Below are 15,288 nucleotides of genomic sequence, written 5' to 3' on the forward strand. Positions count from 1 at the left end.
CGTCAGCTCAGCGGCAGCCGCGGGAACCTGCGGGCCCGCTCCGCCCGTTCCGCGCTCGCCTCGGCCTTCGCGACGGCCGCGTACGTGTCGACGTACTCCTGCTCGGAGAGCGTGAGGATGGCGTACATGATCTCGTCGGTGACGGCGCGCAGGATGGCCTTCTCGTTCTCCATCCCGGCGTAGCGGGAGAAGTCGAGCGGGGTGCCGAACCGGATCACCACGGGGTGGATCCTCGGGATCTTCTGGCCGGGCGGCTGCGCCTCGAACGTGCCGATCATCGCGCAGGGGATCACCGGCACGCCCGCCTTGAGCGCCATCACCGCGACGCCGACCTTGCCCTTGTAGAGGCGGCCGTCGTGCGAGCGGGTGCCCTCCGGGTAGATGCCTAGCAGCTCGTCCTTGGCCAGGACGCACAGTCCCTCGCGGATGGCCGCCTGGCCGGCCTCCTTGCCCGAGCGGTCCACGGGGATCTGCCCGACGCTGCGGAAGAAGAACGCGGTCAGCTTCCCCTTGATGCCGGGGCCGGTGAAGTACTCGGCCTTCGCGAGGAAGGTGATGCGCCGCTTGAGGATCGCGGGCATCAGGAAGTGGTCCGAGAAGGACAGGTGGTTGCCGGCGACTATGGCCGGGCCCGACGACGGCACGTGCTCCAGGCCCTCGATCCGAGGCCGGAACACCAGCCTCAACAACGGACCGAGAAGCACGTACTTGAGCACGTAGTAGAACACTCTGCCGCTCCTTCATTCCCCAGGGGAGCGATCAGTGTAGGCACGGCCGTCGCCGGGCGTAACCATCCCGGCGTCACGCTCTGTCGTCACGTGGCCGGTATCAGGCCCCGTGCGCCAGAACCTTCTCCAGAGCCCCGAGAGCGGACCCCAGTTCCTCACCGGTGACGGTCAGCGGCGGGGCGAGCCGGATGGTGGACCCGTGGGTGTCCTTGACCAGAACCCCCTCCCGCATGAGGCGCTCGCTGATCTCGCGGCCCGTGCCGATCGCCGGGTCGATGTCCACTCCCGCCCACAGCCCGCGCGCGCGGAAGCCCACCACACCCCGGCCCACCAGATCGTCGAGCCCGCCCCTGAGCACGACCCCCAGTTCGGCGGCCCGGCGCTGGAACTCGCCGGTCTCCAGCAGCTCCACGACGGCCGAACCGACCGCCGCGGACAGCGGGTTGCCGCCGAACGTGGAGCCGTGCTCGCCGGGACGCAGCACCCCCAGCACCTCGCGCCGGGCGACCACGGCGGAGACCGGCACGATGCCGCCGCCCAGCGCCTTGCCGAGGAGCAGCATGTCCGGCACGACGTTCTCGTGGTCGACGGCGAGGGTGCGCCCGGTGCGGCCGAGCCCCGACTGGATCTCGTCCGCGATGAACAGGCACCCGGCACGCCGGGTCAGCTCGCGCACGCCGGTCAGATAGCCGTCGTCGGGGATGACGACGCCCGCCTCGCCCTGGATGGGCTCGATCAGCACCGCGGCCGTCGTCTCGTCGAGCGCGGCCTCCAGAGCGGCGAGGTCGTTGTACGGCACCACGCGGAAGCCCGGGGTGAAGGGGCCGAAGCCGGCGCGGGCGCTCTCGTCGGTGGAGAAGCTGACGATGGTGGTCGTACGGCCGTGGAAGTTGCCCGAGGCCACGACGATCGTCGCGCGGTCCGCCGGGACGCCCTTGACCTCGTACGCCCATTTGCGGGCCACCTTGACGGCGCTCTCCACCGCCTCGGCGCCCGTGTTCATCGGCAGCACCATGTCGAGGCCGGTCAGTTCGGCCAGCGACTCGGCGAACCGGGCGAGCCGGTCGTTGTGGAAGGCGCGGGAGGTGAGGGTCAGCCGGTCGAGCTGGCGGTGCGCGGCCTCGATCAGGGCGGGGTGGCGGTGGCCGAAGTTGAGGGCCGAGTAGCCGGCCAGCATGTCCAGATAGCGGCGGCCCTCGACGTCCTCCACCCAGCTGCCCTCGGCACGGGCGACGACCACCGGCAGCGGGTGGTAGTTGTGCGCGAGGACGGGTGCCTCGGCGCGGATGACGTCGGCGGAGGTGCGCGCGGGGGCGGGAGCGGTCATGAGCGGATCTCCTGAGTGCAGCACTTGATGCCACCGCCGGCCTTGTGGAACTCCGAGAGGTCGACGGGGACGGGGGCGTAGCCGTGGCGGTCGAGCTGGTCGGCGAGGGCGGTGGCGCGCGGCGAGATGAAGACGTGGCGGCCGTCGGATACGGAGTTGAGCCCGAACGTCATCGCGTCCTCGCGGGTGGCGATCACCGCGTCCGGGAAGAGGCGCGTCAGCACCTCGCGGCTGCCGGGCGAGAACGCCTCCGGGTAGTACGCGATGTTCGCCTCGCCGCCGCCCTTCCCGTCGTCCAGCACGAACAGCGCCGTGTCCAGATGGTAGAAGCGCGGGTCCACCAGCTGGAGGCTGACGACCGGGACGCCGAAGAACTCCTGGACCTCGTGATGGGCCTCGCGGGTGGTGCGGAAGCCGGTGCCCGCCAGGACGTAGTCGCCGACCGGCACCAGGTCGCCCTCGCCCTCGCACACCGATTCCGGGCGGTAGACGTCGAAGCCGGCCGTCTTGAACCAGCTCTCGTAGGCCAGGGACTCGGGCCGGCGCTGCGGGGCGAGGAAGTACGAGCCGAAGACCCGGCCCGCGAGGACGAGCGCGCAGTTCGCCGCGAACACCATGTCCGGGAGGTCGGAGACGGGGTCGACGACGTCGACGGTGTGGCCGTGGGCGCGGTAGGCGCGGATCAGCGCCTGCCACTGCCCGTGGGCGAGACCGGGGTCGACATGATGGTCCGGATGCATCCACGGATTGATGGCGTACTGCACGGCGAAGTGTCTGGGTTCGCAGACGAGAAAGCGCCGGGGGCGCGGCACACGGCTGTCGGGCACAGAGAGGTTCCTCCGCTTCCTGCGGTGTCGACTGGGATGCTTCCACGGTAGGAATGAGGGGATACGGGCGACAAGTGTGGAGAGCTGCGCGTGTGCGCAGCATTGCTGCGTGATCGCGGTGGTCAGCGCATGTTTGCTGCGTCTTCCGGGGCGGCGTGGGTCGCCCCCGCCTCCGGAGCCTCCGGCAGCAGGTGGGACAGCACCATGTAGCTGATCGTCTTCCGGATGAACGGCTCGGTCCTGATCCGCTCCAGCACCTCCTCGAAGTGCTCCACGTCCGTCGCCCGTACGTGCAGCAGCGCGTCCGCGCCGCCGGTCACGGTCATCGCCGCGGTGATCTCCGGATGGTTGCGGACCACCTCGGCCAGCCGCCGGGGCGGGGCCGCGCCCTCGCAGTACACCTCGACGTACGCCTCGGTGCGCCAGCCGAGCGCCGTCGGCTTCACCGTGGCCGTGAAACCCGTGATCACCCCGGTCTCCCGCAACCGGTCGACCCGGCGCTTGACCGCGGTGGCCGACAGCCCGATCACCGCCCCGATCTCCGCGAAGGTGGCCCTGGCGTTCGCCGTCAGAGCCGTGATGATCTTGCGGTCGAGGTCGTCGAACACGGCGGGCTTGCTGTTCATGGCGGCACTGTATCCAGCACGGGCCCGGCACCGGGTCCGCCGCCGCACCCGCGCCCCGGACGGCGGGAACGTCCGCGCCCGCACATGTCCACGCGTACGAATTCCTCTTACACTCCACCTTCATGCTGCGCGCGCTCGCCGTCGACGACGAACAACCCTCCCTCGAGGAGCTCCTCTACCTGCTGAACGCCGATCCACGGGTCGGCAGCGCCGAGGGGGCGAGCGGTGCGACCGAGGCACTGCGCCGGATCAACCGCGCGCTCGAATCGGGACCCGACGGGCCCGAGGCCATCGACGTGGTCTTCCTCGACATCCACATGCCCGGGCTCGACGGACTGGACATGGCCCGCCTGCTCACCGGGTTCGCCAAGCCGCCGCTGGTCGTGTTCGTCACCGCCCACGAGGGCTTCGCCGTCCAGGCCTTCGACCTCAAGGCCGTCGACTACGTACTCAAACCCGTGCGCCGGGAGCGGCTCGCGGAGGCGGTCCGGCGCGCCGCCCAGCTCATGGACTCCGCCCCGCTCATCCCCGTGCACGAACCCGACCCGGACCACATATCCGTCGAGCTCGGCGGAGTCACCCGCTTCGTCGCCGTCGAGGACATCACCCACGTCGAGGCCCAGGGCGACTACGCCCGCCTGCACACCGACCAGGGCAGCCACCTCGTGCGCATCCCCCTCTCCACCCTGGAGGAGCGGTGGCGCTCCCGCGGATTCGTCCGCATCCACCGGCGCCACCTCGTGGCCCTGCGCCACGTCGACGAACTCCGCCTGGACGCGGGCACCGTCAGCGTCCTGGTCGGCGCCGTCGAACTCCAGGTCAGCCGCCGTCACGCCCGCGAACTGCGTGATCTGCTGCTGCGCCGGACCGCGGGCTGAGGGGGACGGCGTGCCGCAGGACCCCACCGAACGCCGGGTCGTCGTCACCGGAGTGCCCCGGCGCACCCTCCCGCACGCCCGGCTGCGCTCGCGCGGACGGTACCCGCACGCCGCGGGCTCCTACCGGCCGAGGACCGAGATCGACGAGCAGACCACGCTCGGGCACACCTACGTCCGTTCCCTCATGCGCAGCCAACTGCGGGCCGCCCTCACCGTGTTCGCCGTCCTGGTGCTCCTGATCGGCCCGCTGCCCCTCGTCTTCGCCGCGCTGCCCGACGGAGCGGGCGCGGAGTGGGCGGTGCTCGGCTTCGGCCTCTACCCGCCGCTGGTGCTGCTGGCCCGCTGGTACGTGCGCCGGGCCGAACGCAACGAGAAGGACTTCGTCCGGCTGGTCGAGGACCGCTGAGATGACCCCGTACACGAGAACTGGCCGCGCCCGGTGAACCAGAGCTACGCCGTCCCCGCCGTCGCCCTGGTGGTCCTCGCGACCGTCCTGGTCGGCGCCTTCGGACTGCGCATCTCCCGGACCACCTCCGACTTCTACGTCGCCTCCCGCACCGTCGGGCCGCGGCTCAACGCCGCCGCGATCAGTGGCGAGTACCTGTCCGCGGCCTCCTTCCTCGGCATCGCGGGGCTCGTCCTGGTCCAGGGGCCGGACATGCTCTGGTACCCGGTCGGCTACACCGCGGGCTACCTGGTGCTGCTCCTCTTCGTGGCCGCGCCGCTGCGCCGCTCCGGGGCGTACACCCTGCCCGACTTCGCCGAGGCGCGGCTCGCCTCCCAGCCGGTCCGGCGGCTGGCCGGCGCCTTCGTCGTCGGAGTCGGCTGGCTCTACCTGCTGCCCCAGCTCCAGGGAGCGGGGCTCACGCTGGCGGTGCTCACCGACGCGCCCGACCGCTTCGGCGGGCTGCTCGTCGCGCTCGTCGTGGTCGCGACGGTCGCCGCGGGCGGCATGCGCAGCATCACCTTCGTCCAGGCCTTCCAGTACTGGCTCAAGCTCACCGCGCTGCTGGTGCCCGCCCTGTTCCTGGTCCTCGCCTGGCAGGGCGACGGCGCGCCCCGCCACGCCTTCCAGGAGCCGGCCGCGTTCCGCGAGCAGCGCGTCGTCCACGTCGACGACAGCCTCGACCTGGACCTCGCCGAGCCGCTGGCCGTCACGGTCACCGGCACCGTCGACGGCCGCCGGCACACGCGGGAGCGGCTGCGGCTGCCGGCCGGCGTCCACCACATCGCCCAGGGCACCCGGCTGTCCTTCGCCGCGGGCACCCCGGTCCCCGCCGCCGGCCGCGCCGACGACGGCGGCATGTCGACCTCGCTCGCCCCGGGCCGCGAGGAACGCCCCCTCTACGCCACGTACGGCCTGATCCTCGCCACCTTCCTCGGCACCATGGGACTCCCGCACGTCGTGGTCCGCTTCTACACCAGCCCGCACGGGGTCGCCGCCCGCCGCACCACCGTCGCGGTGCTCGGCCTCATCGGCGCCTTCTACCTCCTGCCCCCGGTCTACGGGGCACTGGGCAGGCTGTACGCCCCCGAGCTGACCGTGACCGGGGACGCCGACGCCGCCGTCCTGCTGCTCCCCGACCGCATGATCGGCGGCCTCGGCGGCGACCTGCTGGGGGCACTGGTCGCGGGCGGCGCCTTCGCCGCGTTCCTGTCCACGGCCTCCGGACTCACCATGGCCGTGGCGGGCGTCCTCACCCAGGACGTGCTGCCCGCCCGCGGAGTACGGCACTTCCGCCTCGGGACGGTGCTCGCCATGGCCGTACCGCTGGCGGCGAGCATGCTCGTGGGCGGGCTGCCCGTGGCCGACGCGGTGGGTCTCGCGTTCGCGGTGTCCGCGTCCTCCTTCTGCCCGCTGCTCGTCCTCGGCATCTGGTGGCGGCGGCTGACCCCGCCCGGCGCGGCGGCCGGGATGCTGGTCGGGGGCGGCGCCGCGTTCGTGGCCGTCGCCGCGACGATGGCCGGCTACCCCGGCACCGGCACCCTGCACGCGCTGCTCGCCTGGCCAGCGCTGTGGTCCGTACCGCTCGGCTTCCTCACCATGGTGCTGGTGTCCCTGGCCACGCCCGGCCGGGTGCCCGCGGGGACCGCGGCGATCCTGGCCCGCTTCCACCTGCCGGAGGAGCTGTCCGAGCCGCGGCGCACCGCCGTACCGCACCCGAAGGAGGCCGAGGCGTGAGCAGTGCACGGGGGACCGGCCCGGTCCCGGCAACCGACGGGACGCCGCCGAAGGCGCTGAGCGCGCTCCCCGACGGGGCGGGGGCACGGCCGTGAGCGGCTTCCTGGCCGGCCTGTGCGTCGCCGTACTGCCCCTGCTGGCCGCCGGCTTCTGGCTCGGCAGGCGCACCTCCCGGCCCCGCAGCCTCGGGGGCCTCGGCACACCCGTCGAGCACGCCACCTTCCAGACCCTGCACACCGCCTCCCTCGCCGCACCCCCGCTGCGCGCCGGCCTCACCGGGGAGACGGCCCGCAAGTCCGCGCGGCGGCTGCGCACCCTGCTCGGCACGGACGCCCTCTGCCTCACGGACCAGGAGAGCGTCCTCGCCTGGGACGGGGTGGGGGAGCACCACCGGGGCGAGATCATGGAACGGCTCGCAGGCCCGCTCGACTCCGGCCGCGGCGAGGCGTTCCGGCTGAGCTGCGCCACGCCCGACTGCCCCCTGCGCTGGGCCGTCGTCGCCCCGCTCACGGTCGACGACCGGGTGCACGGAGCCCTCGTGGCCTGCGCGCCCGGCGAGTCCGCCGTCCTGGTCAGGGCCGCGGCCGAGGTCGCCCGCTGGGTCTCGGTCCAGCTGGAACTCGCCGACCTCGACCGCTCCCGCACCCGCCTGATCGAGGCCGAGATCAAGGCCCTGCGTGCGCAGATCTCCCCGCACTTCATCTTCAACTCGCTCGCGGTGATCGCCTCGTTCGTGCGCACCGACCCCGAGCGCGCCCGCGAACTGCTGCTGGAGTTCGCGGACTTCACCCGCTACTCCTTCCGCAGGCACGGCGACTTCACCACCCTCGCCGACGAGCTGCACGCCATCGACCACTACCTGGCGCTCGTCCGCGCCCGCTTCGGCGACCGGCTCTCCGTCACCCTGCAGATCGCCCCCGAGGTGCTGCCGGTCGCGCTGCCCTTCCTCTGCCTCCAGCCACTGGTGGAGAACGCCGTCAAGCACGGGCTGGAGGGCAGGACGGACAAGAGCCGCATCAGCATCACCGCCCAGGACGCCGGTGCCGAGGCGCTGGTCGTCATCGAGGACGACGGGGTGGGCATGGACCCCGCACTGCTGCGCCGCATCCTCGCCGGCGAGGTCAGCCCGTCGGGCGGCATCGGCCTGTCGAACGTCGACGAGCGGCTGCGCCAGGTCTACGGGGACGACCACGGCCTCGTCATCGAGACCGCCGTGGGCGCGGGCATGAAGATCACGGCCCGGGTGCCGAAGTACCAGCCGGGCGTGCACTCCGCGGGACGGCTGCCCGGCGACTGACGGCCGGGGGAGGCGCCCCCGGACCCGGTCCCCGGGACGGCCGGCTGCCGGCCCGGGACCCGCGCCTCAGGTGGTACGGGTGGCCACCATCCCCAGCGTGATCAGACCGAGCACGACCCAGCCGAACCACAGCCAGCCGTTGCTCCCCAACGCCACCGTGTAGGCCGTCACCGCGACCAGCCCACCTATGGTGAGCACCCCCATGGTCTTCGTGGAACCGGGCATCGCGACACCCTCCTCTGGTTCGTCCACCTCCATGGTGCCCCGATCCGGCGCGGAACGGGTCACCCGGGACGGGAGAGGGCCGGTTCAGCGCCCCCGCGCGTCCAGCGAGGCGAGGTAGGCGTTGTAGGCCTCCAGCTCCTTGTCGCCGTCGCGGTCGGCGGCCCGGTCGGTCCGGCGGGCCTGCCGCTGCTCGGAGCCGTACCACTGGAAGAGCAGCGCGAGGAGCACCAGCACCGAGGGGATCTCGCTGAACGCCCAGGCGATGCCGCCCGCCGCGTTCTGGTCGGCGAGCGCGTCGATGCCGAGCGAGGCGGGCGGGTTCTCGTACGTCTTGACCATCGGCGCCGACGCCATCATCAGCGCGATCCCGAAGAAGGCGTGGAACGGCATGCCCGCGAACAGCTCCAGCATCCGCATCAGGTAGCCGGGCCGGTGCGGGCCGGGGTCGACGCCCATGATCGGCCAGAAGAAGACCAGGCCGACGGCGAGGAAGTGGCACATCATCGCGACGTGACCGGTCCTGGACCCCATCAGGAAGTCGAAGATCGGCGAGAAGTACAGGGCGTACAGACTCGCGATGAAGAGCGGGATGGTGAACGCCGGGTGCGTGATGATCCGCATGTAGCGACTGTGCAGGAACATCAGCAGGATCTCGCGCGGACCCTTCTGCCCGCGGACCCCGGCCACCGGCAGCGCGCGCAGCGCCAGCGTGATCGGCGCCCCGAGCAGGATCAGGATCGGCGACAGCATGCTGATCACCATGTGCTGCACCATGTGCACGCTGAACATGACCATGCCGTAGTCGTTCAGCCGGGTGCACATCATGAGCAGGACGGTCAGCACGCCGACGACGAAGGACGCGGTCCGGCCGGGCGACCACGTGTCCCCGCGCCGTGCGAGGCGCACGACGCCCCATCCGTACAGGCCGAGCCCCAGCAGGCAGGCGACGAGGAAGAAGGGGTCCGGGGACCACTCCAGGCCGCGTCCCAGCGTGAACGGCGGCAGATCCGTCGACATGCCGTGCCCGCTGTGATCCATCCGCCGGCTCCTGTTTCGTGGGGGTGCCCTCCCGGCCCTTTTACGGCTCTGGGTGGGGTTTGTGCGCTGTCTGTCCGCACCAGAGTAGAACTGCCCCCGGTCGCGGCTGCGACCGGGGGCAGGACTTCGCACGAGTGGGACGGAACCCGGGCATCTCCGGCGGGTCAGAGAACGACTTCCGCCTCGGCGTAGCGCTCGTCGGGCACCGTCTTCAGCGTCTCGACCGCGTCCGCGAGCGGCGCCATCACGATGTCGGTGCCGCGCAGCGCGGTCATCATGCCGAACTCGCCGCGGTGCACGGCCTCCACGGCATGCCAGCCGAACCGGGTGGCGAGGACACGGTCGTACGCGGTCGGCGTGCCGCCGCGCTGGACGTGCCCGAGGATCACCGGGCGGGCCTCCTTGCCGAGGCGCTCCTCCAGCTCCAGGGAGAGCTGGCGGGCGATGCCGGCGAAGCGCTCGTGCCCGTAGATGTCCTTGCCGCCCTCGTCGAAGCTCATCGTGCCCTCGCGGGGCTTGGCGCCCTCGGCGGCCACGACGATGGCGAACCGCTTGCCGGCCTCGAAGCGCTCGCCGACCTTCGCGGCCAGCTCCTCGATGTCGAAGGGGCGCTCCGGCACGACGATGGCGTGGGCACCGGCCGCCATGCCGGAGTGCAGCGCGATCCAGCCGGTGTGGCGGCCCATGACCTCCACGATCAGCACGCGCTGGTGGGACTCGGCGGTGGTCTTCAGCCGGTCCAGGGCCTCGGTGGCGACGCCGACGGCCGTGTCGAACCCGAAGGTGACGTCCGTGACGGCGATGTCGTTGTCGATGGTCTTCGGGACGCCGACGATCGGCAGCCCGCTGTCCGACAGGAGGCGGGCGGCCTTCAGGGTGCCTTCGCCGCCGATCGGGATGATCGCGTCGAGGCCCAGCTCGGCGACGTGTCCCTTGGCCCGCTCGACGCCGTCACGCAGATGCGCCGGCTGGACCCGGGAGGAACCGAGCATGGTGCCGCCGCGAGCGAGGATGCCGCTCACCGCGTCGAGGTCGAGCTTGAGGTAGTCGCACTCCAGAAGGCCCTTCCAGCCGTCCCGGAAGCCGATGACCTCGTCGCCGTGGTCGACGACGGCACGATGCACGACGGACCGGATGACGGCGTTCAGACCGGGGCAGTCGCCGCCGGAGGTGAGGACACCAATGCGCATAGCCCGAAATACCTTCTCCACGTGGGCCGGGGACCGGACCACGTTGTCCGGCTGGATCCCCGCCACCCTACCGGCGGGAGGGGGCGGGGACGCACCGGGCGTCCGCCTGCTGGACGCCCCCGCACAGGTGAGCGGAACCCGTGCCAGACGGGCTCTGCTGAACCGTTTCGCGGGGGCCGCGGGCGGACGGCGCGCCGTGCCTCAGGCGGGCTGCTGGGCCGCCGCGATCCGCTCGGACCGCAGCGCCTCGTACCACCGGTCGTCGATCGGCGGCAGCGCGTTGACGTCGAGCGCCAGCTTCAGCAGCAGGTCGGCGATCAGCGGGTTGCGGGCCAGCACGGGACCGTGCATGTAGGTGCCGAAGACCGTGTCGTTGTACGCGCCCTCGGTGCCGTCGCCGGTGCCGTTGCCCTTGCCGAGCCGCACGTTCGCGAACGGGCGCGCCGTCGGGCCCAGGTGGGTGATGCCCTGGTGGTTCTCGAAGCCCGTCAGGGGCGGCAGGCCGAGACGCGCGTCGATGTCGCCGAGCACGTCGCCGACGCACCGCTCGCCCTCGCCGCGGGTGGAGACCACGTCGAGGAGACCGAGGCCGGGCTCGCGCTGGCCGAGGTCGTTGATGAACTCGTGGCCGAGGATCTGGTAGCCCGCGCAGACGGAGAAGACGATCGCCCCGTTGCCGACCGCGCGGTGCAGACCGCCGTCGCGGCGCAGCCGCTCCGCCGCGAGGCGCTGCGGCCGGTCCTCACCGCCGCCGATCAGGTAGATGTCGCCCGAGGTCGGGATCGGCTGGTCGCTGCGCACGTCGAGGCGGGCCACATCGAGGCCGCGCTGACGGGCCCGGCGCTCGACGACGAGGGCGTTGCCCTGGTCGCCGTACGTGCTGAGCAGGTCCGGGTAGATCCACACCAGCCGCAGTTGGTTGTCAGTCATGGTCATCCTCTTGGGTCAGTTTCCGACGCGGCGGCGCAGGTCCTGGAACGCGGTGTAGTTCGCGATGACCTCGATGCGTCCCGGCGGTGCCGCCTGCACGGCCTGGTCGAGGTTCTCGCAGACCTGGAAGTGCTGGTTGGCGACCTCCAGACGCACCGCGAGGTCCAGCTTCCGGTCGCCGACCACGAAGATCGGGTGGCCGGTGAGCCGCGTGTAGTCGACGTCCCACAGCCAGGAGGTGTCGGTGCCGTCGGCGCCGCGCGCGTTCACCGACAGGATGACCGGGGTCGGCGGCGGGTCGATCAGCGAGAACGTCTCCAGCCAGCCCGCCGGGTTCTTGGCGAGCAGCAGCCGCAGGTCGCGCTGCATGAACTGCACGACGTCGTAGCGTCCGGCCACGGCCTGCACCTGGTACATGCGCTCCAGGGCGACCTGGGGCGGCACGCCGAACACGGCGGCGACGGCGGCGGAGGAGGCGGCGTTCGCCTTGTTGGCGCGGCCGGGCAGCTGGAGGTGGATCGGCCAGCTGGAGCCGTGCGGGTCGAGGACGTAGTCGCCGGAGAGCGCCCAACTCGGCGTGGGGCGGCGGAAACCGCACTCCCCGCAGAACCAGTCGTCGCCGGGGCGCTGCATCACACCGCCGCAGGACGGGCAGGACCAGGCGTCGTCCTTCCACATCTGGCCCGCGGCCACCCACACCACGTTCGGCGAGGAGGAGGCGGCCCACACGACCAGCGGGTCGTCGGCGTTGGCGACCACGACGGACTTGGTGCCGGCCAGGCCCTCGCGCCAGTGCTCGGCGAGCATGCGGGTCTCGGCGGCGCGGTCGAGCTGGTCGCGCGAGAGGTTGAGCAGCGCGATCGCCTTGGGGTCGGTGTCGCGCGCGACTCCGGCCAGGTACTTCTCGTCGACCTCGATGACCGCGAACTTGGCGTCGGAGCCGCCGGCCAGCGCCGAGGTGATCCCGGCGGGCATGTTCGCGCCCAGCGCGTTGGAGACGACCGGGCCCGCGGCGCGCAGCGCCTCGGCGATCAGCCGGGTCGTGGTGGTCTTGCCGTTCGTGGCCGACACCAGGATCACGTCCAGGTGTGTGGCGAGCCGGGCCAGCAGGTCGGGGTCGAGCCTGAGTGCCACCCGGCCGCCGATCACCGATCCGCTGCCGCGTCCAGCGGCACGCGAGACAGCCGCGGCCGCCTTGCCCGCCGTCACGGCCAGCTTGGCCCGCGGCGTCAGCGGGTCCGAGTTGCCTGACATCGTTCTCGATCCTCCTTGCGTACGCGCCGCGCCTCTGCCCCCGGCACCGTGTGGCCCTCAGCCTATCGAGATCCACTCACGTGCCCGAATCGCGGCACCGTCACGGTGCCCGCGCGACATTCGCGCGACATTGAGGACCGTACCCTTGCCGCCATGCGACAAGGCTCCATCCCGGGCGCCCGAGGGCGAGTCCGGCCCCTCACCCTGCTCGGCGACCCCGTCCTGCACGCCCCCTGCCGGGACGTCACGGACTTCGGTCCCCAACTGGCCGGGCTGGTCGAGGACATGTTCGCGACGATGTACGCGGCCCAGGGGGTCGGCCTCGCGGCGAACCAGGTCGGGGAGCCGCTGCGGGTGTTCGTGTACGACTGTCCCGACGACGAGGACGTCCGCCATCTGGGACACGTGGTGAACCCGCGGCTCGTCACGGCGGACGGGGTGGTGCTGCGCGGTCCGGAGGGCTGTCTGTCGCTGCCGGGACTGGAGGCGGGCACCGAGCGGTACGACCACGCGGTCGTCGAGGGGTTCACGGTGACCGGTGAGCCGGTCGCGGTGCACGCCACCGGCTGGTTCGCCCGGTGTCTGCAGCACGAGTGCGACCACCTCGACGGCCTGGTGTACCCGGACCGGGTCACGGGGTGGCGGCGCCGCCGGGTGCTGCGCCGGGCGGCGCGGGCCTCCTGGGCGCGCTGAGGCCGCTCGGGCGCCCGTCGCGGGGTCAGAAGCCGGGGCCGCCCGCCTTGTCGCCGGCGGCGGCCAGCCGGCCCCACAGCAGGTCGGCGAGGCTCCGTACCAACTCGGAGCGGGGACAGGGCCGTTCGCCGAGCCACCAGTCGCCGGCCGCGTGCATCATGCCGACGATGCCGTGTCCCCAGACCCGGGCGAGCTGCTGGCTGCCGGGGCCCAGGTCGACGCGTTCCTCGATGACCTCCGCGAGCTCCTCGCCCATGCGGCGCAGCAGGGGAGCTGAGTGCAGGCCGACGTCGAAGCCCTGCTCGCCCGGCTGCCCGGCCTCCGCCGGATGCATCAGGAAGCGGTACACCTGCGGGCGGGCCTCGATGGCCGCCAGATAGGTGTCCAGTGTCTTCTCGACGCGCTCCCTCCGGTCGGCCGGGGCGTCCAGGGCGGCCCGCAGCGCTTCGAGGAGGGCGTCCGTGTGCCGCTTGGCGAGGGCCGCGTAGAGTCCGCCCTTGTCGCCGAAGTGGCGGTAGAGGATCGGCTTGGTGATCCCCGCCTCCGCGGCGATCGCGTTCATCGAGGCGCCGGGGCCGTCGCGGAGCACCACCCGGTCGGCGGCCTCCAGCAGCTCGCGCCGGCGGCGGTCGGCGGACCTCTGCTGATCGGTCCGCTGCGTGGTCTCCATGTGCTCTCCCCACCCGTGCTTATTTGGTGACGCCTGCGCAAACTAACACTCACAGGCGTCGTCGGATCGAACGGGCTGCCGAACGGGATCCGGGAGTTGACTTTTCCTACCGGCCGGTAACAGACTCGCGTTACCGCAAGTAACACGCGATTGCAGCGCTGGAGGGGTCATGGCCGAGTTCACCATGGAGCTCAACGACGAACAGAAGGAGGTCCGGGACTGGCTGCACGGCTTCGCCGCCGACGTCATCCGCCCCGCGGCCGCCGAATGGGACGAGCGTGAAGAGACGCCGTGGCCGGTCATCCAGGAGGCGGCGAAGGTCGGCATCTACTCCCTGGACTTCTACGCGCAGCAGTACTTCGACGCCACCGGCCTCGGCATCCCGATGGCCATGGAGGAGCTGTTCTGGGGCGACGCGGGCATCGCCCTGTCGATCGTCGGCACCGGCCTCGCCGCGGTGGGCGTCCTCGCCAACGGCACCGAGGAGCAGATCGGCACCTGGATCCCCCAGATGTACGGCGACGCCAACGATGTCAAGGTCGCCGCGTTCTGCTCCTCCGAGCCCGACGCCGGCTCCGACGTCGCCTCCATGCGCACCCGCGCCGTCTACGACGAGGCCAAGGACGAGTGGGTCCTCAACGGCACCAAGACCTGGGCGACCAACGGCGGCATCGCCAACGTCCACGTCGTCGTCGCGGTCGTCGACCCCGAGCTCGGCTCCAAGGGCCATGCCTCCTTCATCGTCCCGCCGAACACGCCCGGCCTCTCCCAGGGCCAGAAGTTCAAGAAGCACGGCATCCGCGCCTCGCACACCGCCGAGGTCGTCCTGGAGAACGTCCGGGTCCCCGGCTCCTGCCTGCTCGGCGGCAAGGAGAAGCTCGACGAGCGCTTCGCCCGGGCCCGCGAGCGCGCCAGGAAGGGCGGCGAGCGCGTGAAGAACGCCGCGATGGCCACCTTCGAGGCGTCCCGCCCGGCCGTCGGCGCCATGGCCGTCGGCACCGCCCGCGCCGCGTACGAGGAGGCGCTGGAGTACGCCAAGACGCGCGAGCAGTTCGGCCGCCCGATCATCGACAACCAGGGCGTCGCCTTCCAGCTCGCCGACATGCGGACCTCGATCGACGCGGCCCGCCTCCTGGTCTGGCGTGCCTCCTGGATGGCGGTCAACGGCAAGCCGTTCACCGCCGCCGAGGGCTCGATGTCGAAGCTCTTCGCCAGCGAGACCGCCAAGAAGGTCACCGCCCAGGCGCTCCAGATCCTCGGCGGCAACGGGTTCACCCGGGAGTACCCGGTGGAGCGCATGCACCGCGACGCCGCGATCTACACCATCTTCGAGGGCACGAGCGAGATCCAGCGCCTGGTGATCGCCCGCACCCTCTCCGGGATGCCGATCCGCTAGGCCGTGTCCGGCAAAGCGCCGGCCCCC

General features: G+C 72.0%; 16 protein-coding genes. 6 read left to right on the forward strand and 10 right to left on the reverse strand.

The window, feature by feature from the left end; translation table 11 throughout:
- Nucleotides 1-2: 2 nt before the first annotated feature.
- From ACZ4VA_RS13160 to ACZ4VA_RS13175, 4 genes are all read right to left on the reverse strand, one after another.
- Complete coding sequence (locus ACZ4VA_RS13160; RefSeq protein ID WP_355784332.1) at nt 3-728, reverse strand: lysophospholipid acyltransferase family protein; 726 nt, start codon at nt 726-728, stop codon at nt 3-5.
- Nucleotides 729-828: 100 nt separating this feature from the next.
- Complete coding sequence (gene rocD / locus ACZ4VA_RS13165; RefSeq protein ID WP_356164619.1) at nt 829-2,055, reverse strand: ornithine--oxo-acid transaminase; 1,227 nt, start codon at nt 2,053-2,055, stop codon at nt 829-831.
- A complete protein-coding gene (gene ddaH, locus ACZ4VA_RS13170) occupies nt 2,052-2,882 on the reverse strand; it encodes a dimethylargininase (protein WP_355784326.1) in 831 nt (276 codons plus the stop codon). The genes rocD and ddaH overlap by 4 nt, the downstream gene beginning before the upstream one ends.
- Nucleotides 2,883-3,004: 122 nt before the next feature.
- Nucleotides 3,005-3,508, reverse strand: coding sequence for an Lrp/AsnC family transcriptional regulator (locus ACZ4VA_RS13175; protein WP_356164616.1), 504 nt, complete (start codon nt 3,506-3,508; stop codon nt 3,005-3,007).
- A 122-nt stretch (nt 3,509-3,630) separates the two neighbouring features.
- Here ACZ4VA_RS13175 and ACZ4VA_RS13180 point away from each other — a divergent pair, with 122 nt between their 5' ends.
- The 4 genes from ACZ4VA_RS13180 (at nt 3,631) to ACZ4VA_RS13195 (ending at nt 7,865) form a co-directional block, all read left to right on the forward strand.
- A complete protein-coding gene (locus ACZ4VA_RS13180; protein ID WP_468081232.1) occupies nt 3,631-4,386 on the forward strand; it encodes a LytR/AlgR family response regulator transcription factor in 756 nt (251 codons plus the stop codon).
- A gap of 10 nt (nt 4,387-4,396) precedes the next feature.
- The gene (locus tag ACZ4VA_RS13185; RefSeq protein ID WP_356164614.1) at nt 4,397-4,792 is read left to right on the forward strand and encodes a hypothetical protein; all 396 of its coding nucleotides are present in this window, start codon (nt 4,397-4,399) and stop codon (nt 4,790-4,792) included.
- A 33-nt stretch (nt 4,793-4,825) separates the two neighbouring features.
- Complete coding sequence (locus tag ACZ4VA_RS13190; RefSeq protein WP_355784315.1) at nt 4,826-6,568, forward strand: sodium/solute symporter; 1,743 nt, start codon at nt 4,826-4,828, stop codon at nt 6,566-6,568.
- 91 nt (nt 6,569-6,659) lie between these two features.
- A complete protein-coding gene (locus ACZ4VA_RS13195; RefSeq protein WP_356164611.1) occupies nt 6,660-7,865 on the forward strand; it encodes a sensor histidine kinase in 1,206 nt (401 codons plus the stop codon).
- Nucleotides 7,866-7,931: 66 nt separating this feature from the next.
- On the opposite strand, the gene ACZ4VA_RS13200 is transcribed toward ACZ4VA_RS13195, so the two are convergent.
- From ACZ4VA_RS13200 to ACZ4VA_RS13220, 5 genes are all read right to left on the reverse strand, one after another.
- Nucleotides 7,932-8,090: a hypothetical protein gene (locus tag ACZ4VA_RS13200; RefSeq protein ID WP_356164609.1), complete on the reverse strand. Its 159-nt coding sequence runs from the start codon at nt 8,088-8,090 to the stop codon at nt 7,932-7,934.
- 84 nt (nt 8,091-8,174) lie between these two features.
- On the reverse strand, nt 8,175-9,128 hold the full coding sequence (locus ACZ4VA_RS13205; protein ID WP_355795853.1) for a cytochrome c oxidase assembly protein: 954 nt from the start codon (nt 9,126-9,128) through the stop codon (nt 8,175-8,177).
- A 164-nt stretch (nt 9,129-9,292) separates the two neighbouring features.
- Nucleotides 9,293-10,318 carry a 6-phosphofructokinase gene (locus ACZ4VA_RS13210; protein ID WP_355792023.1) on the reverse strand — a complete coding sequence of 342 codons (1,026 nt, stop codon included), beginning with the start codon at nt 10,316-10,318 and terminating at the stop codon, nt 9,293-9,295.
- Nucleotides 10,319-10,519: 201 nt separating this feature from the next.
- Nucleotides 10,520-11,248 (reverse strand): type 1 glutamine amidotransferase, encoded by a 729-nt coding sequence (locus ACZ4VA_RS13215; protein WP_121408719.1) that lies wholly within the window; start codon nt 11,246-11,248, stop codon nt 10,520-10,522.
- 15 nt (nt 11,249-11,263) lie between these two features.
- On the reverse strand, nt 11,264-12,502 hold the full coding sequence (locus ACZ4VA_RS13220) for a MurT ligase domain-containing protein (RefSeq protein WP_355792021.1): 1,239 nt from the start codon (nt 12,500-12,502) through the stop codon (nt 11,264-11,266).
- A gap of 153 nt (nt 12,503-12,655) precedes the next feature.
- Here ACZ4VA_RS13220 and def point away from each other — a divergent pair, with 153 nt between their 5' ends.
- Entirely contained in the window at nt 12,656-13,195 is a 540-nt protein-coding gene (gene def, locus ACZ4VA_RS13225) for a peptide deformylase (protein ID WP_356164606.1), read from the forward strand.
- A 25-nt stretch (nt 13,196-13,220) separates the two neighbouring features.
- On the opposite strand, the gene ACZ4VA_RS13230 is transcribed toward def, so the two are convergent.
- Complete coding sequence (locus ACZ4VA_RS13230) at nt 13,221-13,865, reverse strand: TetR/AcrR family transcriptional regulator (RefSeq protein WP_356164604.1); 645 nt, start codon at nt 13,863-13,865, stop codon at nt 13,221-13,223.
- 169 nt (nt 13,866-14,034) lie between these two features.
- Between ACZ4VA_RS13230 and ACZ4VA_RS13235 the strand changes: the two genes are divergently transcribed.
- Nucleotides 14,035-15,261 (forward strand): acyl-CoA dehydrogenase family protein, encoded by a 1,227-nt coding sequence (locus tag ACZ4VA_RS13235; protein WP_356164602.1) that lies wholly within the window; start codon nt 14,035-14,037, stop codon nt 15,259-15,261.
- Nucleotides 15,262-15,288: the final 27 nt, after the last annotated feature.

It is taken from the genome of Streptomyces sp. NPDC028308 (assembly GCF_055565855.1).